19 protein-coding genes and 1 tRNA gene are annotated in these 23,663 nt (G+C 60.2%); 3 read left to right on the top strand and 17 right to left on the bottom strand.

Features of this window, described 5'->3' with window-relative positions:
- Positions 1-7: 7 nt before the first annotated feature.
- The 5 genes from HPTL_RS03545 to HPTL_RS03525 all read right to left on the bottom strand — a co-directional run bounded on the left by HPTL_RS03545 (position 8) and on the right by HPTL_RS03525 (position 4,679).
- Entirely contained in the window at positions 8-967 is a 960-nt protein-coding gene (locus HPTL_RS03545) for an ornithine cyclodeaminase family protein (protein WP_119334745.1), read from the bottom strand.
- A 118-nt stretch (positions 968-1,085) separates the two neighbouring features.
- The gene (gene sucD, locus HPTL_RS03540) at positions 1,086-1,982 is read right to left on the bottom strand and encodes a succinate--CoA ligase subunit alpha (protein WP_119334744.1); all 897 of its coding nucleotides are present in this window, start codon (positions 1,980-1,982) and stop codon (positions 1,086-1,088) included.
- 29 nt (positions 1,983-2,011) lie between these two features.
- Positions 2,012-3,184 (bottom strand): ADP-forming succinate--CoA ligase subunit beta, encoded by a 1,173-nt coding sequence (gene sucC, locus HPTL_RS03535; protein ID WP_119334743.1) that lies wholly within the window; start codon positions 3,182-3,184, stop codon positions 2,012-2,014.
- Positions 3,185-3,291: 107 nt separating this feature from the next.
- Positions 3,292-3,855, bottom strand: a complete 564-nt coding sequence (locus tag HPTL_RS03530) for a DUF2889 domain-containing protein (RefSeq protein WP_119334742.1) — start codon at positions 3,853-3,855, stop codon at positions 3,292-3,294.
- A gap of 59 nt (positions 3,856-3,914) precedes the next feature.
- The gene (locus HPTL_RS03525; RefSeq protein WP_119334741.1) at positions 3,915-4,679 is read right to left on the bottom strand and encodes a Nif3-like dinuclear metal center hexameric protein; all 765 of its coding nucleotides are present in this window, start codon (positions 4,677-4,679) and stop codon (positions 3,915-3,917) included.
- 16 nt (positions 4,680-4,695) lie between these two features.
- Between HPTL_RS03525 and HPTL_RS03520 the strand changes: the two genes are divergently transcribed.
- Positions 4,696-5,829: a S1C family serine protease gene (locus HPTL_RS03520; protein ID WP_119334740.1), complete on the top strand. Its 1,134-nt coding sequence runs from the start codon at positions 4,696-4,698 to the stop codon at positions 5,827-5,829.
- 7 nt (positions 5,830-5,836) lie between these two features.
- Here the strand turns inward: HPTL_RS03520 and HPTL_RS03515 are convergent, their stop codons facing one another.
- From HPTL_RS03515 to miaB, 10 genes are all read right to left on the bottom strand, one after another.
- Positions 5,837-6,526 carry a TetR/AcrR family transcriptional regulator gene (locus HPTL_RS03515; protein WP_119336057.1) on the bottom strand — a complete coding sequence of 230 codons (690 nt, stop codon included), beginning with the start codon at positions 6,524-6,526 and terminating at the stop codon, positions 5,837-5,839.
- Positions 6,527-6,595: 69 nt separating this feature from the next.
- Positions 6,596-7,417 (bottom strand): lysophospholipid acyltransferase family protein, encoded by an 822-nt coding sequence (locus tag HPTL_RS03510; RefSeq protein WP_119334739.1) that lies wholly within the window; start codon positions 7,415-7,417, stop codon positions 6,596-6,598.
- Positions 7,418-7,426: 9 nt separating this feature from the next.
- A complete protein-coding gene (gene gmhB / locus HPTL_RS03505) occupies positions 7,427-7,981 on the bottom strand; it encodes a D-glycero-beta-D-manno-heptose 1,7-bisphosphate 7-phosphatase (RefSeq protein WP_119334738.1) in 555 nt (184 codons plus the stop codon).
- Complete coding sequence (gene glyS / locus HPTL_RS03500) at positions 7,978-10,071, bottom strand: glycine--tRNA ligase subunit beta (RefSeq protein ID WP_119334737.1); 2,094 nt, start codon at positions 10,069-10,071, stop codon at positions 7,978-7,980. Before glyS ends, gmhB begins: the two co-directional genes overlap by 4 nt.
- Positions 10,061-10,972 (bottom strand): glycine--tRNA ligase subunit alpha, encoded by a 912-nt coding sequence (glyQ, locus tag HPTL_RS03495; protein ID WP_119334736.1) that lies wholly within the window; start codon positions 10,970-10,972, stop codon positions 10,061-10,063. Before glyQ ends, glyS begins: the two co-directional genes overlap by 11 nt.
- 38 nt (positions 10,973-11,010) lie before the next feature.
- Positions 11,011-12,558, bottom strand: coding sequence for an apolipoprotein N-acyltransferase (gene lnt, locus HPTL_RS03490; RefSeq protein WP_119334735.1), 1,548 nt, complete (start codon positions 12,556-12,558; stop codon positions 11,011-11,013).
- Positions 12,559-12,588: 30 nt separating this feature from the next.
- On the bottom strand, positions 12,589-13,452 hold the full coding sequence (locus HPTL_RS03485; RefSeq protein ID WP_119334734.1) for an HlyC/CorC family transporter: 864 nt from the start codon (positions 13,450-13,452) through the stop codon (positions 12,589-12,591).
- A complete protein-coding gene (ybeY, locus tag HPTL_RS03480; protein WP_119334733.1) occupies positions 13,449-13,922 on the bottom strand; it encodes an rRNA maturation RNase YbeY in 474 nt (157 codons plus the stop codon). Before ybeY ends, HPTL_RS03485 begins: the two co-directional genes overlap by 4 nt.
- A complete protein-coding gene (locus tag HPTL_RS03475) occupies positions 13,919-14,977 on the bottom strand; it encodes a PhoH family protein (RefSeq protein WP_119334732.1) in 1,059 nt (352 codons plus the stop codon). The genes ybeY and HPTL_RS03475 overlap by 4 nt, the downstream gene beginning before the upstream one ends.
- Positions 14,977-16,320: a tRNA (N6-isopentenyl adenosine(37)-C2)-methylthiotransferase MiaB gene (miaB, locus tag HPTL_RS03470; protein WP_119334731.1), complete on the bottom strand. Its 1,344-nt coding sequence runs from the start codon at positions 16,318-16,320 to the stop codon at positions 14,977-14,979. Before miaB ends, HPTL_RS03475 begins: the two co-directional genes overlap by 1 nt.
- Before the next feature lie 84 nt (positions 16,321-16,404).
- On the opposite strand from miaB, the gene HPTL_RS03465 reads away from it, so the two are divergent.
- Positions 16,405-16,481 (top strand) — tRNA-Met (locus HPTL_RS03465).
- 99 nt (positions 16,482-16,580) lie between these two features.
- Here HPTL_RS03465 and HPTL_RS03460 read toward each other — a convergent pair.
- Together HPTL_RS03460 and HPTL_RS03455 are read right to left on the bottom strand one after the other, a co-directional pair.
- A complete protein-coding gene (locus HPTL_RS03460; RefSeq protein WP_119334730.1) occupies positions 16,581-17,477 on the bottom strand; it encodes a radical SAM protein in 897 nt (298 codons plus the stop codon).
- A complete protein-coding gene (locus HPTL_RS03455) occupies positions 17,474-20,218 on the bottom strand; it encodes a cation-translocating P-type ATPase (RefSeq protein WP_170141256.1) in 2,745 nt (914 codons plus the stop codon). The genes HPTL_RS03460 and HPTL_RS03455 overlap by 4 nt, the downstream gene beginning before the upstream one ends.
- A gap of 167 nt (positions 20,219-20,385) precedes the next feature.
- On the opposite strand from HPTL_RS03455, the gene HPTL_RS03450 reads away from it, so the two are divergent.
- Entirely contained in the window at positions 20,386-23,658 is a 3,273-nt protein-coding gene (locus HPTL_RS03450) for a mechanosensitive ion channel domain-containing protein (RefSeq protein ID WP_119334728.1), read from the top strand.
- The last annotated feature ends 5 nt before the right edge of the window (positions 23,659-23,663 follow it).

The following is a 23,663-nucleotide window of genomic DNA, read 5'->3' as shown; positions in this document are numbered from 1 at the left end:
GACGCCCTCAGTACGGGAGTTCCGAACCCAGCCCCAGAGCCGTTGCACGCTCGAGAACGCGCGCGGCGACCGCGATATCCTGAATCGCCATCCCCTGTGATTCGAAAAGGGTGATCGCGTCAGGCCCCCGCCGTCCCGGACGGATCCCGGCGAGCACCTCACCCAGCTCCACCCACAGTTCAGGCCGGGTACGCCCCTTTTCGCGTGCGGGTAACAGATCACCCGCCTCTTTGAGCGCCACCGCGCGACTGTCGACGACGATACGATCGGCGGCAACGACCGTTTTTTCCGGAATCTCCTGCCGCGCCAAACTGTTGGAACCGATCGCGTTGATGTGCATCCCCGGGCGGATCCACGCGGCATCGAATACGGGCGTTGCGGAGGTGGTGGCAGTGACCACGACGTCCGCCCCGGCAAGCGCTTCCGCAGCAGACTCAGGAGCGAAAGGAACCATTGGGACGCTCAGCTCTTTTTCGAGCCGGGCACAAAACTGTTGCGCGTTTTCGAACCGCCGTGAGACGACACGAATGGCTTGCCATGCGCGGACCGCCGCAGCTGCCCGAACCTGCCCTTCGGCTTGCCAACCGGAACCGAAAAGCGTGAGCACTTGGGCGTCCGAACGCGCCAAATGGCGAATCGCGACGCCGCCCGTCGCCCCGGTGCGCATCATCCCCAACCAATCGGCAGCAAGCACGGCAACCGGTTCACCGGTCGAGATCCGATAGAGGTGTACCCAAAAGCGCGTGCCTTCACGTGTGGAGGTATAGACCTTGAACCCCGTGAGATCAAGCGCCGGTACCGCGCCTTGCAGCAGATGGGTGATCGATCCTGGCAGTCGTACCCGTTGCCGGGGGAGATCCACGACCGCCCCTTCCGCGTGCTGCCCCATCACCCATTCGACAGCTTCGATTGCCTCCGAGATCGTCAGGCACTGCTGGACATCCGCTTCGGTGAGAAAACGTGTCATCCCAGATCCTCCGAGTTGCGTCAATCGTATCGTAACGCACCGTGACTGTAAATGAAAAGCCAGTGAACCGAAGTTCACTGGCTTTGAAGCGTGCTGTTTCGAACCCGTTGCGTAACGCTTAGCCGAGCAACTGTTTCATCAATTTACCCATCTCAGAGGGGTTGCGCGTCACCTTGAAACCGCACTCTTCCATAATTGCGAGTTTTGCCTCTGCGGTGTCCGCGCCAGAGGAGATGAGCGCACCGGCGTGCCCCATGCGCTTCCCCGGAGGGGCAGTGACGCCGGCAACGAAGCCCACGACCGGTTTCTTGAAATGCGCTTTGCACCAGAGCGCGGCATCCACTTCGTCCGAACCGCCGATTTCACCGATCAGGATCACGGCGTCGGTGTCGGGGTCGTCGTTGAACATCTTCATCACATCCAGGTGCTTGAGGCCGTTGATCGGGTCGCCGCCGATCCCCACCGCGGTCGACTGCCCCAACCCCAATTCGGTCAATTGCGCCACCGCTTCGTAGGTCAGGGTTCCCGAGCGGGAGACCACGCCAACGCGCCCTTTTTTATGGATGTGGCCAGGCATGATCCCGATCTTGAGTTCGTCCGGCGTGATGATGCCTGGGCAGTTCGGGCCGAGCAATAGGGTCTCTTTGCCGCCTTGCTCGACTTTGCGCTTCATTTTGTTGCGCACCATCAGCATGTCGCGCACCGGAATCCCTTCGGTGATACAGATCACGAGGTCGAGATCGGCTTCGACCGCTTCCCAGATCGCATCGGCTGCCCCAGCCGGCGGGACGTAGATCACCGAAACGGTCGCTCCCGTGGCTTCTTTCGCCTCTTTCACCGTGGCATAGATGGGGATATCGAAAATCTTTTCCCCCGCTTTGCGCGGGTTCACGCCCGCAACGAAGCAGTCGCGTCCAAACGCGTATTCGATACATTTTTGCGTGTGGAATTGACCGGTTTTCCCGGTGATCCCCTGAGTGATGACTTTCGTCTCTTTGTTGATCAGAATCGACATAGCGGTTATCCTCTGCTGCTCGAGTTTCGTCAGGCGGCTGCGCCTTTCGCTGCGGCAACCACTTTTTCCGCGGCTTCGGCCATCGTTTCGGCGGAGATGATCGGCAACCCCGATTCGGCCAAAATTTTCTTACCGATATCTTCGTTGGTGCCTTTCATCCGGACGACCAGCGGAACGTTCAGACTCACCTCGCGCGCGGCGGTGACGATCCCTTCCGCGATGGTGTCACAGCGCATGATCCCTCCGAAGATATTGACCAGGATGGCTTGCACGCGCGGGTTTTTCAGCATGATTTTGAACGCAGCGGTCACCTTTTCCGTGGTTGCGCCACCGCCAACGTCGAGGAAGTTGGCCGGTTCGCCCCCGAAAAGCTTGATGGTATCCATCGTCGCCATCGCGAGACCCGCCCCATTGACCAGGCAACCGATGTTGCCGTCGAGCGAGATGTACGAAAGGTCATACTTCGACGCTTCGACTTCGTCGGGATCTTCTTCGTCGAGGTCGCGGTAGGCGACGATTTCGGGATGACGAAAGAGCGCGTTGTCGTCGAAATTGAATTTGGCGTCGAGCGCTTTGATGCCACCGTCCCCTTCGAGGATGAGCGGGTTGATCTCTGCCAGGGACGCATCGGTCTCCATGTAGCAGTGGTAGAGTTTCTTGAAGGTATCGACCGCAGCGGGGATCGACCCTTCGGGAATGCCGATCCCTTTGGCCAGGGTCAGCGCTTGCTCGTCAGAGATCCCATCGAGCGGGTTGATGAACACTTTGATGATTTTCTCGGGTGTCTTGGCCGCCACCTCTTCGATGTCCATCCCGCCTTCGCTGGAAGCGAGCATCGCAACCAGCTGCGTCTTGCGGTCGGTGAGCACCGAAACATAGTATTCGTGGCGGATATCCGCCCCTTCTTCGATCAGGAGCCGCCGCACGATCTGCCCTTCTGGCCCCGTTTGGTGGGTAACCAGACGCATCCCGAGAATCTGTCCGGCAAGGGTTTCGACGGCTTCGAGCGAGCGGGCCAGTTTCACCCCGCCCCCTTTGCCGCGCCCACCGGCATGAATCTGCGCTTTGACCACCCAAACCGGGCCACCCAACCGCTTGGCGACCTCGACTGCCTCTGCTACCGAAAATGCCGGTTCGCCCCGCGGCGTCCGGATTCCAAATTGGCGCAGGATCTCTTTGGCTTGATACTCGTGAATCTTCATGGTTGCCCTTTTGACACTGTTCCAAACGCATCGCTACGGGGACGTCCTGACGGCACGCCCTCCGCTCCCTGGTCTTTGACAGCACGCACGCGCGGCCGCCGCGATAATTATACCGCTTTGTTCCGGAACCATTTCGGGTAATACTGCGCGACCACCGGTGAGGAGTCGGTGTCGAGCGCGTGGCACTGATCGAGATGAAACGGCTTTTCGTCGCTCTCCTCGTTGTCGCGGCGAAAGGTCGCAAAGGTTTGGACCGCCGCGGTGGGCAGGGCATAGAGCAGCTCTGTGATATGCGTGCACCCGCGAACCCCACGAAAACGGTCATTGACCGCCAAACGAAACCCTTTGAGCAGATTCAGGCCGACAAGTTGCTTATACGCATAGGTAATGGTTTCGCACACCCCGAAAAAGGGCACCCAGCGACTCTCCGCGTGCGCTTCGCGAATCGTGAACGTGTTGTCGTACGCGATGCGCACCGTCATCTCATGTACTGGAGTTCCTGCTGGACGCATACCCGACGAGATGGGATAGTCGACGTCTTTGACGTCGGTGAGCGTCGCTTCGAGCTCCCACAGACCGTCGCTGCGTTCGAAGCCGTCGATGGTAATCGTGCGGCGGTGAATGCGCCGCCGGGTTACGGATTGCTTGGGCAGATTCGTCTGTTCGCTCATAAGACATACGGTACCGTATGGTTGCGATGCCGCCATTATAGGCAAGTTGGTGACGGCGTTCAAACCGGACTGGGGTCGTCGAAGAAAGTGACCGTGATGCCGTAACGTTGCGCAAGACGCGCCCCGAGCGCCTGAACACCGAAGCGCTCGGTTGCATGGTGGCCTGCGGCAAGAAAAGCAACGCCACTTTCACGCGCCAAATGAACGTACGGTTCGGAGATTTCCCCGGTGACGAACGCATCTACCCTTTTGGCCACTGCCTCGAGAAAAAAACTCTGGGCTGCGCCACTGCACCACGCCAAACGGCGCACCGGTCGATCCGGGTCGCCCACCACGAGCGGGGTGTGGCCAAGGGTTGCCTGCAGCCGATTCGCAAGTACCGCAACGGTGGGCGGACAGTCACGATCCGTTTCGTTGCCCCACTCTCCCAGACAGCCGAGGGACTGATCCCCAAAACGCTCGAGCGTCACCCACCCCATCGCCTGCGCCCAGACCGCGTTGTTCCCGACTTCGGGATGGGCGTCGAGCGGCAAATGGTAGGCAACGAGCGAAATCTCTGCGGTAAGAAGCAGGCGCAAGCGGCGGCGTTTCAAACCCACGACACACGGATCGTCCCCTTTCCAAAAGAGTCCGTGATGCACGAGCAGCAGATCCACCTCGGCCGCGACTGCCGCTTCGATCGTGGTGCGGTTTGCCGTCACCGCGGTCATGATGCGGCGCACTTCGCTTCGCCCTTCCACCTGCAGGCCATTTGGGCAATAATCGCGAAAAAGGTGCGGCGCGAGCCACTCGTCGAGCGTCGCCGTGAGTTCCCACAAATGCATTCCGGATTCCTTTCAGATGAACGGTCGTCGCTTGTTGGACATTATCGCGTACACCGTGCTTGCTGTCGCGATCGTGGGTTTCGTCCTCGCCCACCTCAAACCTGAGTGGTGGTTGGCACGCGAATCGGTGGTGGTCGTCGAACGTACCGCGCCGTCAGCCACCGCAACGCCGCAAACCGAAAAAGATTTCCGGGCCGCGGCGCGCGCCGGGATGGCAGCGGTCGTTGCGGTCTTGCCCGATCAAACCCAGTCCGCCACCGCAAAACCCCTCCCTCCCAACCACCCGCAGATCCCGTTGCCCCAACCGCTCCCCAGTGAGATCGGTTCGGGTGTGGTGATCAGTGCGGACGGTTTGATCGTCACCAACGCCCACGTCGTGGGGAAAGCAGAACGCGTGCGCGTCCGTTTCGCTGACGGAACGGCTGCTTCGGCTCGAGTGATCGGGAAAGACCCGGAAACCGACCTTGCCGTATTGCGGTTGCGTGCGCTTTCCGCGATCCCGCTCCATCCCCTCCCATTCGCTCCCGACGACAGTTATGCGGTGGGCGACATCGTGCTGGCGATCGGCCACCCGTTCGGCGTCGGCCAAAGCGTAACGATGGGGATCATCTCGGCGCTGGATCGGACCGAATTGGGGATTTCGACGTTCGAACATTTCATCCAAACCGATGCGGCGATCAACCCCGGCAATTCGGGCGGTGCCTTGGTCGATACCGCGGGGCGACTCGTTGGGATCAATACGGCGATCTTTTCGCAATCCGGCGGCAACATCGGCATTGGATTCGCAATCCCCGGCCGCGTGGTGCGCCCGGTTGTTGCGGCGCTCGTGCGCGACGGCCGCGTGCGCCGCGGTTGGCTGGGGGTTCAATTGGAACCGTTATCCGAAGGGATCGATGCGACTGACCAAGAAGCTGCGCGAGGTGGGGTTTTGATCACTGAGGTCCTACCCGATTCGCCCGCACAACGAGCGGGGATCACGAAAGGGGACATCCTACGCGCCGTGGGCAACCGGCCGGTCCATGCGATTGCCGAAGCGCTGGACGCCGTAGCGACGCTTCCGCCCGGAGAACAGGTGACGCTCACGTTGGAACGCAACGGCAAGCCGCTTACGGTGGCCGTCACGATCGCAGAGCGGCCACCCCTTGAATGACTGAATTTCAATCGGAAAATTGCGGCAGCGGCGCGCGCAGCCCACCGATCAGGAAGCTGATCAACCGTTCGCGTAGGTGATCGAGGTTGCGGTCGTCAAAATGTTCGCCAGCAAAGAGTTGCAGCGCATCGACACCCGCGATCGCGTACGATACCGCCCCCAGCATGAAGTGAAAGCGCCAGAGGATCTCTTCGTGCGGCACATCCGGAACGCTTGCGTAGAGCGCTTGGAGATACCGCTCAAGTACGTCACCATATTCGGCAGCAAGCACGCGGCGCACGAACGACGACGGGTCGGTGAGCGTGCGCCCCAATAGGCGAAGGAACGCTTCGCCGCCCGGCTCACGCGCCAAATCGAAAAGGGAACCGAAAAAGGCTTCGAGGATGCGGCTGGGGCGAACGCTCTTGCCGAGCTTTTCCGCCTCTAGCTGCAGCTGGTCGAGGCGCTGCCGACGCAACTCGTTGAGCCAAACCAGACGACGGCGAAAAATCTCCTCGATCAATTTCTCTTTGCTGCCGAAATGGTAATTGACCGCAGCCAAATTGACGCCCGCCGCGGCGGTGATCATCCGCATCGACGCCCCGTCGAAACCGTGTTCGGCAAAAAGGGCTTCCGCGACGTTGAGGATGCGTTCACGCGTATCGACCTCTCCCGATACCGCTTGAGCACGCTGCGATCCACGGGTGTTTTTGGCCATGAGCATGGTCCGTTTCAAACAAACGTTCCAATCATCGCACAATTCGTCCGCTTTGCCAAGCGAGCACGATCAGGAGGGGTAGTGCCAAGGGAAACGGCGGTGCATCTCGCTTTCGATCCACGATTCGGTCTCAGCGATGACCGTATCGGGGTCTTTCCCGGCCGTTTCGATGGTTGGCCCGATCACGAAGAGCACGTCACCCGGGTAGCGCACGAACGCGTTGCGTGCCCACATCTCACCAGCATTGTGCGCGATCGGAACCACGGGCACCCCCGCTTCGACCGCGAGTTTCGCCCCCCCGGCTTTGTAGCGTCGCGTCGCCCCCACCGCCACCCGCGTGCCTTCGGGAAAGAGTGTCACGTAGAACCCCTGACGTAGCCGTTCTTTACCAATCGAAACGACCTGCTTGATGGCGTCGCGCCCGGCGTTGCGGTCGATTGGGATCATCGGGCAACTGCCGATTCCCCAACCAAAAAATGGGATGCGCAACAACTCTTTTTTGAAGACGAAGACCATCGGCGCGAGCTTTGCGGGCAGGACGATCGTTTCGAGCGCCGACTGGTGTTTGGTCAGGATCACCGCGGGCTGCTGCGGGAAGTGCGCAAGCCCTTCGTAATGCCAGCGAATGCCCAGTATCCACCGAATGCCCCAGCTGATGACCACCGCCCAACGGGAAATCAGGTAGTAGCGCCATTGTGGCGAAAGCGGCCGAACCAGCAGCGCAAAAAGCGAATAGGGCGCGGTCACCGCAGCAAGATAGAGGAGAAAAAAAGCGGAGCGCACTGCTGCCCACCATTTGGGGCAGGAGCGCCGCCCCGGGCGAAAATCGGGCGGCGGCGGCGCAGGCTGAGCACGATAGTGAAAGCGGCGTGGTACGGAGGAGAACCGCATGACTTTCCTTTACCGCGACGATGCTTGGGCAATCAGCATTTTGGCGACAGCGAGCAGATCATCGACGACCTGGGTGCCGGGCGGCAGTTCGGACGCAGCTTCCCGTTCCGTTTCCGCGCCAAAGCCGGTGCGCACCAGCCAGGGTTGTGCCCCGATCGCCGCAGCCGCTCGGAGGTCACGCAGACGGTCCCCCACCACCGGCACCTTCGCCATATCGACACCAAAACGTTGCGCGATCGTGCGCAACATCCCCGGTTTGGGCTTCCGACAGGCACAGTCGGCGTCTGCTGCGTGCGGACAGAAGAAGATGGCGTGAATCCGCCCCCCTTCGGTCGCCGCCTGTTTGATCAACCGTTCATGGATCGCGTTCATCGTGTCGACCGTGATGAGGCCGCGGCCAATCACCGATTGATTGATCGCGAGCACCACTCGCCAGCCCCACTGGGTCAAAAGCGAAATCGCCTCGATCGCCCCAGGAAGCGGCACCCAGTCCTCTGGGCCGCGCAAGAAGGGTTTGCGCGGCTCGTTGATCACCCCATCCCGGTCGAGCACGATCACCTTCATGCCGCAAGCACCGAAAGATCTGCTACCTGATCGAGCGCCCGACGCAAACGGGCCAAGAGCGCCAGCCGATTCATCCGCAGCAACGGTTCGTCGGTAAGCACCATCACGGAATCGAAGAACGCATCGATCGGTTCAGCCAATGCGACCAGCGTGGTGAGTGCCGCGTCGAACGCTTCGTTGTCGATGTGTGACGCCAGGTACGGTTCGACCCGCACGAGCGCTTCGAAGAGCGCTTTTTCGGCCGGTTCGGCAAAGAGCGCGACATCGACGTCGACGTGGGCAAGCTCCGCTTTCTTCAGCAGATTGACCACGCGCTTGCGCGCCGCCGCCAACCGCTGCGCCTCTGGGCGCTCGGCAAATGCTGTCAAAGCGGACAACCGCGCGGGTACCGTATCGATACGTTGTGGGGTGACCGCAAGCACCGCGTCGACCATGAGCGGTGCGTGGCCCCTTTCCCGCAACCAATGGCGCAAGCGCTCGTCGCAGAATGCGCGCATTTCCGCGACCACGTCGCGCTGCCCAGCCGCACGGCGCACTGCCTCCGGCTGCAGCTGGAACGCCGCGTCGAGAAGCGGATCGAACGGCAAAGGTACGGGGTGCTCGATCACCATGCGCAAGATCCCAAGTGCTGCGCGCCGCAACGCAAAGGGATCTTTTTCGCCCGTAGGGGTTTCACCCAACGCAAAGAGGCCGGCAAGGGCGTCGAGTTTGTCCGCGAGCGCGACGATCGTACCGGTCAGATGGCGCGGCAGCGCATCGCCAGCGAAACGCGGTTTGTAGTGATCTTCGATCGCTTCGGCTACTTCCTGGGGTTCGCCGTCGGCCAATGCGTAGTACCGCCCCATCACCCCTTGCAATTCGGGGAATTCGCCCACCATTTCGGTGACGAGGTCGCACTTGGCGAGCCGCGCCGCGCGTTGCGGCAAAACGGGATCGACGCCCAAACGATGGGCGATTTCGCCCGCCAGGGATTCGATACGTGCCACCCGCTCCGCCAGTGTCCCGATGCGGTTGTGATAGACGATCTCCGCAAGCCGAGGCAGGCGACGCTCCAACGTCGTTTTGCGGTCTTGTTCGAAGAAGAACTGCGCATCGGCCAAACGGGGGCGCACCACCCGTTCGTTACCGTGGATGATCGCGCTCGGGTCCGCGATCCGCATGTTCGAGACGATCAGGAAACGGTTCGTCAATCGGTCTGCCGCATCGAAGAGCGGGAAATATTTCTGATTGGCCCGCATCGTGAGGATCAGGCATTCGGGCGGCACGGCCAGAAACGCTTCAGGGAATGTGCCGAGATAAACCGCGGGGTATTCGACGAGTGCTGTCACTTCGTCCAAAAGATCCGGGTCGTCGCGCAGATGCGCCCCCGCCTTCTGTGCCGCTTCTGCCAACATCTTCGCGATCGCCTCGCGCCGTGCGGCAAAATCGGGGATCACTTTTCCTTCGGCCAACAAGGTGGGTTCGTACGCATCGGCGTGCGCGAGGGGGATCGCGCCGCGACTGAGGAAGCGGTGGCCCAGCGTTTCGCGACCGCTCTCCAGCCCCAGTACGGTTCCCGGAACCACTTGATCGCCCCACAACATCACCAGACGGTGTACGGGACGAACGAATGTCTCGTCTCCCGAACCCCAGCGCATCCGTTTCGGGATCGGGAGGGCATCGAGCGCAGCATGCACCCATTCGGCCAGTTGCGCAAACAGGTCTGCTCCCGGCACCGTCTCCCGCAAAAAGAGTTGTTCTTGTTTGCCGTCATGGGCACGAAAGAGCGGTGCCTCACCCGGGGTCAGACCTTTTGCGGCAAGCCGTTTGACGAGCGCAGTGGTGGGTTGCCCGTCGCTGTCGTACGCGACCGTGACGGGCATCAAGCGCACTTGCTGTTCGCGGTCCGCACCCTTTGCCGCAACCGCTTCCACCCAAACCGCAAGCCGCCGCGGCGAGGCGAACCACCGCCATGCCGCATCTTCAGTGACCAGATCCGCGGTGCGCAACCGTTCGACGACCCCACGGGCGAACATTTCGCCGAGTTTGGCGAGCGCCTTCGGCGGCAACTCCTCGGTGACCAATTCGACGAGCAATGCGTTACGCTGCATGGGGCGTCTCCTTCGCAAGCAACGGGAATCCGAGCGCTTCGCGGCTCTGGTAATAGGCTTGTGCCACGGCACGCGCCAGCGCCCGAATCCGGCCGATATACCCCGCCCGTTCTGTGACGGAAATCGCCCCGCGGGCATCGAGCAAGTTGAACGTATGTGCGGCTTTGAGCACCATTTCGTACGCGGGCAAGGGAAGCGACGCTTCCATCAGCCGTTTCGCCTCTGCTTCGAAATGGTTGAAAAACTCGAAGAGCAACGGCACATTAGCCGCTTCGAAATTGTAGCGGGACTGCTCCACCTCGTTCTGGTGAAAGACGTCGCCGTAGGTGATCCGCTGCCCATCCGGCGTCACCGACCAGAGGAGATCGTAGACGTTTTCCACACCCTGAAGGTACATCGCCAAACGCTCGATACCGTAGGTGATCTCGCCCAGGACCGGCTTGCAGTCCAGTCCGCCGACCTGCTGGAAGTAGGTGAATTGGGTCACCTCCATCCCGTCGAGCCAGACTTCCCAACCCAATCCCCACGCACCGAGCGTCGGGTTTTCCCAGTCGTCTTCGACGAAGCGCACATCGTGCTGCTTCAGGTCGATTCCAAGCGCTACCAGGCTCCTCAAGTAACGCTCTTGGATATCGAGCGGGCTGGGTTTGAGAACGACCTGAAACTGGTAATAGTGCTGCAACCGGTTCGGGTTTTCGCCATAGCGACCATCCTTGGGACGGCGCGAAGGCTGGACGTACGCCGCGTACCACGGCTCCGGCCCGATCGCGCGCAAGAAGGTCGCGGTGTGTGACGTTCCCGCGCCCACTTCCAAATCGTAGGGTTGCAGCAACACACACCCTTCGTTGGCCCAGAAGGTCTGCAGCCGCAGGATGATCTCTTGAAATGTCGGGACGTTCATCACGGTCTCGGTGCAATCCAGTACGTAATCTGGCAATTTTAGCACCGAACCCGGTTACGCCCGCGACGCGACAGCACAGCCCCCAAGAGCGCCAACGCCAAAAACACCACGCTCGCCTCTCCCCCCCAGCGCACGAACGGAGTCAAACCCTGTTGTGGGACGATCACCGCATCGAGCACCGCGTCGCGCCACGGCGCCGCGATCGCCACCGTACGTCCCTGTGCGTCGAATACGGCACTCACGCCCGCATTGACCGCTTGAATCCAGGGGCGTGCGGTTTCGAGCGCACGGGCGCGACCAATCTGTGCGTGCTGCCATTGGCCGTGGGTTTTTCCGTACCACGCAAAATTCGAGGCATTCACTAAGATCTGTGCCCCCCGGCGCACATCACGCACCACCCATCGGGCAAACGCGCTTTCGTAGCAAATGTTCGCCGCCCAGTGCGCCCGCTGCCAAGCCCCCAGCGACGGATTCGCAACACCCGGCACCTGGTCGGCGAACGGGATCGCCAGCCAGCGGACAAACCAGTGAAACCCTGGCGGGACGAATTCGCCAAAGGGTACCAGCTGCCGCTTGTCGTAGTGCCACCGACCGTCGAGCGTGGTCAGTGCATTGTGGATTCCCGTAGCGTCGCGGCGAAAGAGCCCGAGCAACAACGTTCGGTTCGACGCATCCGGTGCGTGCGCGTCGTTACCTTGTGCGAACGCAGCCGCAAGCGCCGCTCGCCAGGTTTGCGGCAAGTCGCTTTCGAAAAGGGGCAACACCGTTTCCGGCGTGACGACCACCGCCCCCTTCGCCCGCGCAACCTTGCGGGTCAGTTCCGTGAAATGGGTCTGCCAGCGCCGCGTATCCCACTTTTCGTCTTGCGCCACTACCGTCTGGATCACACTCACGGTGACGGGTGGCGCAGCCGGTTCGCTCCATGCGATCTGCCCCAAACCCCACCCCGCTACACAAACCCCAAAGGTAATGCCCCAGGTCTGCAGCCGCCGGGGTGCGTTTCCCCAAGCAGCGGCGAGCGCAACCATCAGAAAGGTCACACCGAGCGCACCGACGATCGGAAACCAACCGTTGAAAAGCGCCAACGGTCCGGCGTCGTGCGCTGCGGCAAATCCCGGCATGAGCCAGGGGAATCCGGTCAGCAACCCGCCCCGCCCCCATTCGGCGAGTGTCCACAACGCGGCAGGAACGAGCGCGCGCACAGTCCCCAGACGACGCCACAACCAATGGGTAATACCGCCTGCGATTGCCCACCATAGCGCCAAATAGGCAGCTAGGAGCGCGACCGCAACCGCAGCAACGCCCCAAGGCAAACCGCCGTAACGCGCCAGCGCCACAGCGAGCCACGAAAGGCCGACGGTAAAATATCCGTGTGCGAAAAACCCACTTGCCGCAGCCGCGTCCCGGAGGTACGCGGCGCGTGCGAGTGTGCGGAAGAGCCACGCGAGCCCCACCATCAACAACGGCCACCAGCCAAACGGCGCAAACGAAAAGAGCGCAACGCCGCCCCCCACACTCCAGCACACCAGCCAAAGCACCCATGGGCGGTGCAAGAGCGCTGCGGGGATGGCGAACGAACGGTTCACGGAGTCACACAAGGGGTTAGGGGATAGACGCTACGCATCTTGAGCAGATTCGGCTTCCGGTGCCTGAAGCTTGTGCACCCGTACCCAATAGACGCGGCGACCATCGGCGCGCACCACTTCGAAACGCCACCCGTTCAAGGTGATCGTCTCATGGATGTGGGGGAGACGGCCCAAGTGGTGGATCAGCAACCCTCCCACGGTATCGGCTTCTTCGGTTTCGTCGAACCGCGTGGCAAACGCCTCATCGAAGTCGGCCAACTCCAAGTCCGCACGAACTCGGAACGAGCCGTCCTGTTCCGCGACGATCGCATCCTCTTCTGCTTCGAAGTCGTATTCGTCGTCGATTTCGCCGACGATCTGCTCCAAAACGTCTTCGATGGTGACCAACCCTGCGACGCCGCCATATTCGTCGGCAACGATCGCCATGTGGTTACGACGAACGCGAAATTCGCGCAACAAAATATCCAGCCGCTTCGACTCCGGGACGAAAACCGCAGGCCGAAGGCTGTCGCGTAGGTCGAACGGCTCCCCCGCGTAATAGCGCAACAACTCTTTGGCCAGGAAAATCCCCAAGACGTCGTCTTTGTCTTCCCCAACCACAGGGAAGCGGGAATGGTTGGTCTCTACCACCAACCGCGTGATCGCTTCGATCGAGTCGTCGACGCGGATCACGTCCATTTGGCTGCGCGGCACCATCACGTCGCGCACGGTCAGGTTGGAGAGCGCAAGCGCCCCCTCGATGATCGCAAGCGCTTCGGCGTCGAGCAGATTGCGCTCGCAGGCGGAGCGCAACAATTCCAGCAATTCTTCTCGGGTTTCAGGTTCGGAGGAAAACAAGTGCGTGAGACGGGCCCAAAGGCCCTTGGTAGACGAAGGTTCAGTCGAGTCACTCATACCGATGATTTCACGTCGCGATAGGGATTGGGAAACCCCAAAAGGGCAAGGACGCGGCGCTCCAGCGCTTCCATCGCTTCGGCCTCCTCGTCCGTTTCGTGGTCGAATCCTTGCAAGTGCAGCATACCATGAACGACCAGATGGGCACAATGGGCGTCCACGGTTTTTCCCTGGGACACTGCTTCGCGATGAAGTACCGGCGCGCACAACACCAAATCACCGTGCGCGATGGTCATCCCCAGCGCTTCGTCAGGAACGGGATCGTAGGGAAACGACAACACGTTGGTCGCATAGTCCTTGTGACGGTACGCAGCGTTCAACGCCCGCCCTTCTGCTTCGTCGACGAACCGCACCGTGACCCGCATCGTACCCGATAGGAGCGCTGCGCGCGCCCAGCGCAACACCGAAGCCCGGGGCGGCACCGGCCATTCGGTTGCGCGCTGGTAGGAAAGATAAAGGCGCTTTCTCACCGCGTCACCCCAAGCGCTTCGCTCTGCCGTGCCGCGTCGAACGCTTCGTACGCATCGACGATGCGCGCCACCAGCGGATGGCGCACCACATCTTCGCGCACGAACCGCTGAAACGCCAAACCGCGCACGTTGGCCAACACTTCGACTGCCTCAGCAAGCCCACTTTTGGCCCCACGCGGCAAATCGACCTGCGTGAGGTCGCCAGTCACCACCGCTTTCGACCCGATACCGATGCGAGTCAGAAACATCTTCATCTGTTCCGGCGTAGTGTTCTGCGCTTCGTCCAGAATGACAAAGGCATGATTGAGCGTGCGCCCCCGCATGAACGCCAGCGGCGCGATCTCGATCGCACCCCGTTCAAAGAGCTTCGCAACGCGTTCCGATCCCATGAGATCGTAGAGCGCATCGTAAAGCGGCCGCAGGTAGGGATCCACCTTTTGGGTCAAATCACCGGGCAAAAAACCCAACCGCTCCCCAGCCTCCACTGCAGGCCGCGTCAAAATGATCCGTTCGACCTGTTCGCGTTCGAACGCATCCACCGCGCATGCCACCGCCAGGAAGGTTTTGCCGGTACCCGCGGGCCCAATGCCAAAGGTGATGTCGTGCGTACGTATCGCCTCGATATATGCCGCTTGACGTGGCGTGCGCGCGATGACGCGCCCTTTGCGGCTACGCAGTACGGGGGCTTCGCCCGTCCGTTCCGGAGGAAAATCCGTTGGGGGCTCCACCGATTCGGCGCGTGGCGCCGCTTGCGTCCAGCGCGTTGGCGCACTTTGGGGTTCCGCCTCATCCGGCCAGTTGAGCGTCTCGACGTAAGCCAGTTGCACGTCGTCCAAAGTCAATGCTTTTCCGGCACGTTGCCACAGCCGTTCGAGCGCCGTACGGACGAGCCGTACCGTCTCGGCATTGCCCTGAACGCGAAAGTCGTGACTGCGGCGCAGGATGACCACGTCGAACGCCGTCTCCAATTGACGGAGGTTGGCATCGAGCGTTCCACAGAGATTCGAGAGTCGGACGTTGTCCTCTGGCTGCGCCTGCCAATGGAGCTCGACCATCACGCAACCGACTCCCGCACCAACACTTCACCCCGCAAGCTGTGGGGTAGCGCCTGCGTGATCCGGACATCGACGAACTGCCCGATGAGACGAGCCGGCGCAGGGAAATTGACCACACGGTTGTTGTCGGTCCGCCCAGAAAGTTCGTTCGGATCCTTCTTCGATGGCCCTTCGACGAGCACCCGCTGCACGGTTCCTACCATCGCTTCACTGTAGGCGCGGGCCTGTGCGTCGATTTTCGCTTGCAATTCACGCAACCACCCTTGTTTGACTTCGAGCGGAACGGGATCGGGCATTTCCGCCGCTGGCGTACCGGGCCGAGGACTGAAGACGAAGCTGAACGAAGTGTCGAACGCCAACTCCTCGACGATCGCAAGCGTCTTGCGAAACTCCGCCTCGGTTTCGCCAGGAAAACCGACGATAAAATCGGACGAAAGGGAAAGGTCGGGCCGCACAGCACGCAGTTTGCGCACGATCGACTTGTATTCGAGAACGGTATAGCCGCGCTTCATCGCCGCGAGCACACGGTCCGAACCGGCTTGAAGCGGCAAATGCAAGTGGCTGACCAGTTTGGGAATCCGTTCATACGCTGCAATCAAACGGGGAGACATTTCCCGAGGGTGTGACGTGGTATAGCGAATCCGTTCGATACCCGGAATCTCCGCAACGCACTCGAGCAGAAACGCAAAATCGGCGATCTCGCGGCTACCGGCTGCGATCGGCGCGTGCCAGGCATTGACGTTTTGCCCCAAGAGCGTCACCTCTTTCACCCCTTGTTCGGCAAGGGTCGCCACTTCGGTCAGGATCTCCTCGAGCGGTCGGTAAAACTCGTCCCCCCGGGTATAGGGCACGATGCAATAGGTGCAATACTTCGAGCACCCTTCCATGATCGAAACGAACGCCGTTGGGCCGTGCCGCTTGGCCTCGGGAAGCGCGTCGAACTTTTCCTGTTCGGGAAACGAAACATCGACCTGCGGCTTCCCTTCCTGTTGGCGGCGCGCGATCAGTTCGGGCAAGCGGTGGAGCGTCTGAGGGCCAAAGACCAGATCGACGTATGGGGCACGGGCGATGATCGCCTCTCCCTCCTGGCTGGCGACGCAACCGCCTACCCCGATGAGCAACCCCGGCTTCTGTTTTTTCAGGGCTTTGACGCGCCCCAACTCATGAAAAACCTTCTCCTGCGCCTTCTCGCGCACCGAGCACGTATTGAACAAAATCAGATCGGCTTGCGCGGGATCATCCGTGACCTCCGCACCGAACTGGGCTCGCATCAGTTCGAGCATCTTTTCGGTGTCGTATTCGTTCATCTGGCAACCGAAGGTTCGGATAAAGACGCTTTTCATGAGTGGTGACGCTCCAAGGGTTGACAACAACTGCAAGAACCCGCTATATTATCAGACTCTCGGATGCGCCGCATCCCCTACGGTGGTGAGGTAGCTCAGGCGGTTAGAGCGACGGATTCATAACCCGTAGGTCGAGGGTTCGATTCCCTCCCTCACCACCATTTCCTCGCGCATTTTTCTTTTCACCCACCGTCACCGGATTTTGGCAAGTTACCTGAGGATACGGGTCCGTCGCCCGGTGCCGCTGCTTCGCTTTTCGATCACAGCCCTCTTGCCCACGCTGGCCGCAGCGGCGCATGCGCGGGATCGGCAAGCGCCGCTTCGACCTGTTGCAGCAATTTCGCTTTGTCCTTGTTGAGTGTTCCCTTGAGCACGAGCCAATTCGACGCGTGGTCGGAACGAAAGATCGTCTGCTTGAGCTCGAGTTGCTGTAAAAGCGCCCGCATCTCTTTGAGCAAACCCACCAGATCCTGCTCTTCCCAATCGGGCCATGCCGCCAAAAACCGGTCCTTACCCAGCGGGAACGAGACGACCAGCGTCGCAAGATATTCCGGCTGCGTCCGGTTCGCTAGCGCCGCGCTTGCCGCGATATGCTGCGCCCAAAGTTGCTTGCCACCCAGCCCTAAAAGAAACATCACCGAGCGACGTATGCCGGCTTCGGCAAGCTTGAGCAGCGCATCTTCGGTAGTCGCGAAGGTTTCTCCTTTCTGGACCCGTTTCAACACCGTATCGTCACCCGATTCGGCGCCGACATAGACGAGTGTCAATTTGCGTTCCGCGAGCCATTTGAGTTCCGCAACCGATTTTTTGCGCAGGTTGCGGGGTAGGCAGTAGCTGGAAACGCGTTGTAGATTGGGGAACGCGGCGTTCAGCTCGTCCAGGATTGCAACCAACCGACGGGTAGGTAGCACCATCGCGTCGCCATCGGCCAAGAAGACACGACGGACGTACGGCCCGAGCGTCTCGCTACAGCGGCGAATCGTTTCCAATACCTCATCCTCGCTGCGCGCCCGGAACTTCTTCTGTGGCGCCGTGTACATCTCACAAAAAGTGCACCGATTCCACGAGCAGCCATCGGTAACGGGAAGAATCAGCGAATTCGCCTCTGATGGCGGACGAAAGACGGGTTCGACATAGCGGATTGGCAGTTCGATCATAGTACGGTGACTCCTATGCGACGCATCACCCACTTCTCACTTTCTGTCACGAAAAATGTAACCACGGTAATCAGCATGAGCAGCAACAGCAACGGGATCGGAAGCGCGTTCGTCGCAAAAAGGGCCTGGAGCGGAGGCGCATAAGTGAAAACTCCTTGCAGCAGAACGATTCCCGTCACTGCGAGATACATTATGGGATGCGCTTCGACCAAAAGGGTTCGCCACCGGTTGTCCACGAACGTTCGACACGAAAAAAGGTAAGCAACCTGCATCGCGACAAGGGTATTGACCGCAAATGTGCGGGCCACCTCCTCTCCCCACAGAGGCAATGCCCAAAAAAATGCCTGATGGGTGACCGCCGCAAAGAGAATCCCGATCACAGCAACGCGCCAGGCGATCAAACGCGTGATGAGCGGTTCGTTGGGGGGGCGCGGTGGGCGCTCCATGACGCGACGCTCCCCTTTTTCGAACGCAAGCGGAGTCGCCAGCAATACGGTGGTAACCAGGTTCACCCACAGAATCTGCGTCGCCGAAATCGGCAATGTCTCCCCCAAAACCAACGCCACCCCGACCACCAATGCCTGTGCAAAGTTGGTTGGCAGGATGAAAAGGAGCGTTTTTTTCACATTGTCGTAAGCAATTCGACCCCAGCGCAACGCACGTACGATCGTCGCAAAGTTGTCATCGGCAAGCACCACACTTGCCGCTGCACGCGCTGCATCGGTTCCCCGTTGCCCCATTGCGATACCTACGTGGGCTGCAGCAAGCGCAGGTGCATCGTTGGCCCCATCGCCGGTCATCGCGACGATTTCGCCAGTTCGTACCCAAAGGTTCACCAGTCGCAACTTGTGTTCGGGCGTTGCACGGGACACCACGTCGGTCTCTTTGAGTCGCGCAGCAAGTGCGGCATCGTCGAGCTGGTCGATTTCACTTCCCATAAGCGGCCTCCCTTTCGCACGCGCAAGCCCCAACGACTGCGCAACGGCTTGCGCCGTTTTGGGATGGTCGCCCGTAATCATCACCACCCGGACACCAGCACGGAGGCATTCGGCAACCGCAAGCGTCGCCTCAGGCCGTGGCGGATCTTGTACCCCAACCAACCCCAGCCAAAGAAGATCGGTGAGTACGCGCTCGTCGAGTACCTCATCCCCTTCAGGTTTAGGCAATTGCCGACAAGCCAGTGCAATGACGCGTAACCCTCTTGACGCGAACGATTCAGCAACCGCCAACCAATGGTCATCAGAGAATGGCTGTGCATCGGCTCTCCGAGAAATTTCCGCCAACGTCGACGCGCGACACACACCGCGACAACGGGGCGCAATCACCTCTACCGCCCCTTTGACGAGTAGAAGCGTATCGCCGTTGCGATGACGATGCAACGTCACCATATAGCGTTTCTCTGGATCGAAAGGGAGCGAATCAACCCGCCGCCATTCGAGCTGGACCGATTCCGGAACGATTCCCGCTTTGATCGCCGCGGTGATCATTGCCGCTTCAAGTGGATCCCCTACGGGACGGAAAGAACCGTCCGGTGTTACTTGGAGCGCGCTGTCGTTACAGAGCACGCCCGCTTCAAAAAGGGCAATCGGCAGAGAACCTTCCTGGAGATCGTCGCTGCGCTGCCATCGACCCTCGGGTGCGTAGCCTACGCCGCTACTTTTGAAGAACCCTTTTGGCGTAGCCACATCGGTAATGGTCATCTCGTTTTTGGTGAGCGTCCCCGTTTTGTCGGATCCGATCACGGTCACCGCGCCCAACGTCTCCACCGCAGGAAGCTTGCGCACCAGCGCACGGACCTTGGCCAGGCGCTCCGCGCCAATTGCCAAAATGACCAACACCAGCGCGGGAAGCCCTTCAGGAATCGCGGCAACCGCGATACCCACCGTCGCCATGAAGGCGTCCTCTAAGCGCACCTGAGCCGGCCCCCAGACGGCCAAAGCAAAAAGCAGCGTTGAAACCGACAAAATGGCAAGAGCAACCTGCCATGAGAAGCGGGAGAAGCGCTCCATCAACGGCGTCTCTGCTCGCTTTGCCCGTCCCACCATCAGTCCCAGCCTTCCCAACTGGCTGTTTTTGCCCGTCGCAAAGACGAGCGCAGTCGCTTGCCCACGGACAACGAGGGTTCCAGACCACAGGCAGTTGTCCTGATCTGCCAAGGGTAGATCTGGAATAGAGAGCGGTTCTGCCCGTTTCTCCACAGGAACCGATTCGCCCGTAAGAATGCTTTCATCCACGGCCAGACGGTTCGCCACCACCAGTCGCGCGTCCGCGGGAACCCTCATTCCCGCTTCGACCCAGATAAGGTCACCCGGCACGAGATCGCGCGCAGGGATCTCATGCCGTACCCCATCGCGGATCACGATCGCTTGCGGAGCGAGCAATTCGGCAACTGCGTCGAGCGCGCGTTGTGCCTTCCCCTCTTGGTAGAGCCCGATTGCCACCGAAAGCAAAACAACGGCGACAATCACTGCCGCGTCTACGCGCTCCCCCAGTGCAAACGCAACCACCGCAGCAACCAGCAGGACGAAAAGAAGCGGATTTTTGAGCTGCCGCGTCAATCGCGCCCACCACCCTTCTCGTTTTCCGGGATCGAGCTGGTTGAGGCCGTATTGGCGCAGCCGCTCCGCAACCCTTTCGAAAGGCAAGCCACGTTCTGGGTCGCTGCCAAGGTATTCCGCCACCGCTTTGCTGGTCATCATGTACCACTGCGGCATCTTGGTACCTTCCGTCACCTTTTTCATCCTGCACTCCGGGCATGTGCCCTCAGGCCACCCATGCCAACCGCTTTGGCGTCTCCAGCCTCTCGAGATACGCAGCTGTTGCTGGAGAAAAACAGCATTCGCAGAGAAAGTTGCTGCTTGTGATAAAGTATTCCAGACCATTCACGATCTGACTACCCTGAAATTATATGCGTTCCCCTTGGTACCAAACCGCACCGCTCTTGCTTTTCTCGATCCTGCTCTTAGGCGTTCCAGCACTACCGAGCACCGCGGCAGAAAATGGCAATAATCCACAGCCGACCGCGTCGACCACAGCGGAGGGCAGCGACCCCATCTCGCTCATCGACCGCGCCTTGCAAAGCGACGCCGCTTCGAATCGAGCGAAGGATCTCCTCCTGAAATTGCGGGATCGCGCGATCGCGCTGCAAAAACTGGAAATGGATCTGCAATTGCGGCAGCAGATCGCGGAGCAAAGCATCGCTGCGTCACGCGAACAATGGGCCACGCTGCGTCACACCAGCACGCCTAACCTGACGCAACAATACCGCGAAGTGGTTCAAAAGCAACCTGAAGCCGCCGCAGAGTGGTTACAACGCACAGAAGAGAAGTGGCTCAACGAGAAATCGCGTTGGGAAAACGAGATAGCGGCGCTTGAGCGACAGACCAACGATCCGCCCGCAGAACTCACCCGCCCAATCGACCCGCCGCCGGGAACCGCGCAAGCGGTGCAAACCATTGCCCAGCTGCTCCAATTGCGTTGGGAAAAAGCGCAACAGTTGTGGCAGACGGTTCAAAAGTTGGAAACCCAAGCCCGATCCCTGCGGCTTCAGATCGTTGAGAAACAGCTTGAAATCGCCACAGCCGCGCTTGCCGAAATCGACCGTTTGCGGCCCAAATCGAGCGAAGCGCAAGCACGCTGGCAAAACGATCCCCTCTGGCAACAGATTGCCGAGCGCAACGACGCTTTGAAAGCAATCCTGACACAGATCAACCAAAAAATCGACGCGCTCAAACAGTCTCAAGAGCAAACGCAAAAAAAACTGGAAGCATTCCAGCAGCAACTGAAGCGATTGGAAACCCGCGCCAAAACACACGGTTTGACACCGCTTCTGGGTTTTCAACTGATCGAACTGCGCAATGCGCTCACCGAGTGGCGCAATGAATTGGCACAGATGGCCCGCACGGCGAACGACGCCCTCAACGAATGGCAGCAGATCGAGATCGAACTGGTACAGGCGCAGCAACGCCATACCACTTTTGCGCAAGCGGTCGAAGCGCGCATTGCGCAGTTGCCGCCAGAAGAGCAAAACGCTGCGCGACAAGCTTTTCAGCGTCTCCTTGAGGCACGGCAGGCGACGCTGGCACGGATTGCGGCGTTGCGCAACACCATCACCCAAACGGCTTCCGACCTGGAAGCGACCACAGCCGCGGCAGATCGCTTCAGCCAAGAGGCACTCGCCACCCTTCAAGGGTTTCTCTTGTGGGCGAAATCGGCCCTTCCGTGGTGGTCGGTAGCCCAAAATGAACTGGGTGCGATCGTCACGCTCACGCTGCCGCTTCTCAAAGAACTCCCTAAGCTGGCCTCCTCGTGGCAGGACGGATTATTCGCCGCAGCGATCCCTTTCGTCCTGTGGTTGGTCTGGTGGTTTTCTCTGCGCTCGTTGAAGCGACAATGCACCCAGATCCTACCCAAAACGTTCCCCAGAAACGCCTCCGGAAGCCGCGCCACGGTTGCGTTGCTGCTGCTCTCCGCGCTCCAAGCGGCAGGCTTTCCGCTCTTTCTTCTCTTCCTAGCGCAACTGGTGCGCCACGCACCGGGTACTTCCCTTCCCGCGTTGGGCGAAGCGCTCACCCAAACCGCGTTCCTCTGGTGGAATTTGCACTTTTGGCGCATCGTGCTCACCGACCACGGAGGGCTACTGCAATACCGCTATCGCATTCCGGAAACCAATGCTTTACGGATACGACGCAACCTGCTTCTCTTCGTATGGGTAACCGCACTCATCGCCACGCTCGTCACATACCTCTATGCGCTTCCCCCTCATGAGGAATCGGGCACACCGTTGCGATCGGCACTCCTGATTGAAACCCTGTGGCTGACGCTCTTTTTCGCCTGGTTTTTCCATCCCACGAAACGCGCAGACCTCTTTCCTCGGCTTCCCCCGTTCGGTCGACGAATGCTGTGGCTCGTCCTTTTGCTGCCGCCGTTGGCGAGCACCCTATTGCTGGTGATCGGTTATCTCTATACCGCCGAGGCCGTTCTCATCGCCTACTGGCGTTCAATGTGGGCGCTTTTGAGTGTCGCGCTGGGCTACGACCTCGTCCGCGGCGTTCTCGATGACCGCTGGCGCACCGTTGCGCGGCGCAAAATGAGCGAAGCACGGACCGACACCACTGCCGAACCCCTCTCGGCGCAAGAGCAACAAAAACGTCTGGCGGAAACGAACCAGGAGATCGAAAACGGCAGTCGTCAATTGCAGCGGATCGTCCGCTGGAGCGCTTGGCTCACCCTGGGCGCGCTTCTCCTTTGGTTCTGGGCGCCGCTGTTACCGGCATTGACGCAGCTCGATGAGTGGGTGTTGTGGCGTTATCAAGAAGTGAGTGGCAACGAGACGTTGACCCTCACCGTAACGGTTGCCGATTTGCTTTTTACTTTGGTGGCACTCTTTGTCCTCACGCTGCTCACCCGCAACGCCCCCACGCTGCTCGAATTGCTCCTAGCGCAAACCCGTCGACTCGACGACGGCGCCAAATACGCGATCGTTACCCTTTTCCGCTACCTCCTCATCACCGTTGGTATGGTGTGGATTCTGAGTCGGCTGGGAATGCCCTGGTCGAAACTCCAATGGCTGGTTGCCGCGTTGTCAGTCGGTCTGGGGTTTGGTTTGCAAGAGATCGTCGCGAACTTCGTCTCTGGATTGATCATTCTCTTTGAGCGCCCCATCCGAGTCGGGGACATCGTCACGGTCGAAGGGATCAGCGGCAAGGTGAAACGGATGACGATTCGCGCCACTGTGATCGAGACGTGGGACAAACAGGAAGTGCTCATTCCCAACAAGGCGATCATCACAGGGAACGTCACCAACTGGACGCTTTCTGACCTGCAATCGCGCATCGTCATTCCGGTTGGGGTTGCATATGGCAGTGATCTCGACAAGGTGCGTCACGTGCTGCTAGAGGTCGCGCACGCGCATCCGAACATCCTCAAAGATCCGGAACCCAGCGTCGCGTTCATCCAATACGGCGCAAGCAGCATCGACTTCGAACTGCGCTGTTTCGTTGCGGATATCGGCGTTCGGGTGCAGACGCACACCGAGCTGGCGCTGGCGATCGACAAAGCGTTTCGCGAAAACGGAATTGAAATACCGTTTCCGCAACGAGATCTTCACCTGCGTTCGGTGGCTCCAGAAGCGCTTGCGGCGCTGCGGGGAATTCCCTCATCCCCCACCGCGCCGTCTTGAAGACA

Origin of the sequence: Hydrogenophilus thermoluteolus (genome assembly GCF_003574215.1) — a bacterium.
GTDB classification, from domain to species: Bacteria; Pseudomonadota; Gammaproteobacteria; order Burkholderiales; family Rhodocyclaceae; genus Hydrogenophilus; species Hydrogenophilus thermoluteolus.
Note: the sequence above shows the minus strand (reverse complement) of the source record. Positions and strands in the feature narration are given on the sequence as shown.

Coding starts and splice junctions, on each gene's coding strand:
- HPTL_RS03545 (WP_119334745.1), bottom strand. CDS start 967: ATGACACGTTTTCTCACCGAAGCGGATGTCCAGCAGTGCCTGACGATC.
- sucD (WP_119334744.1), bottom strand. CDS start 1,982: ATGTCGATTCTGATCAACAAAGAGACGAAAGTCATCACTCAGGGGATC.
- sucC (WP_119334743.1), bottom strand. CDS start 3,184: ATGAAGATTCACGAGTATCAAGCCAAAGAGATCCTGCGCCAATTTGGA.
- HPTL_RS03530 (WP_119334742.1), bottom strand. CDS start 3,855: ATGAGCGAACAGACGAATCTGCCCAAGCAATCCGTAACCCGGCGGCGC.
- HPTL_RS03525 (WP_119334741.1), bottom strand. CDS start 4,679: ATGCATTTGTGGGAACTCACGGCGACGCTCGACGAGTGGCTCGCGCCG.
- HPTL_RS03520 (WP_119334740.1), top strand. CDS start 4,696: ATGAACGGTCGTCGCTTGTTGGACATTATCGCGTACACCGTGCTTGCT.
- HPTL_RS03515 (WP_119336057.1), bottom strand. CDS start 6,526: ATGGCCAAAAACACCCGTGGATCGCAGCGTGCTCAAGCGGTATCGGGA.
- HPTL_RS03510 (WP_119334739.1), bottom strand. CDS start 7,417: ATGCGGTTCTCCTCCGTACCACGCCGCTTTCACTATCGTGCTCAGCCT.
- gmhB (WP_119334738.1), bottom strand. CDS start 7,981: ATGAAGGTGATCGTGCTCGACCGGGATGGGGTGATCAACGAGCCGCGC.
- glyS (WP_119334737.1), bottom strand. CDS start 10,071: ATGCAGCGTAACGCATTGCTCGTCGAATTGGTCACCGAGGAGTTGCCG.
- glyQ (WP_119334736.1), bottom strand. CDS start 10,972: ATGAACGTCCCGACATTTCAAGAGATCATCCTGCGGCTGCAGACCTTC.
- HPTL_RS03485 (WP_119334734.1), bottom strand. CDS start 13,452: ATGAGTGACTCGACTGAACCTTCGTCTACCAAGGGCCTTTGGGCCCGT.
- HPTL_RS03475 (WP_119334732.1), bottom strand. CDS start 14,977: ATGGTCGAGCTCCATTGGCAGGCGCAGCCAGAGGACAACGTCCGACTC.
- miaB (WP_119334731.1), bottom strand. CDS start 16,320: ATGAAAAGCGTCTTTATCCGAACCTTCGGTTGCCAGATGAACGAATAC.
- HPTL_RS03460 (WP_119334730.1), bottom strand. CDS start 17,477: ATGATCGAACTGCCAATCCGCTATGTCGAACCCGTCTTTCGTCCGCCA.
- HPTL_RS03455 (WP_170141256.1), bottom strand. CDS start 20,218: ATGAAAAAGGTGACGGAAGGTACCAAGATGCCGCAGTGGTACATGATG.
- HPTL_RS03450 (WP_119334728.1), top strand. CDS start 20,386: ATGCGTTCCCCTTGGTACCAAACCGCACCGCTCTTGCTTTTCTCGATC.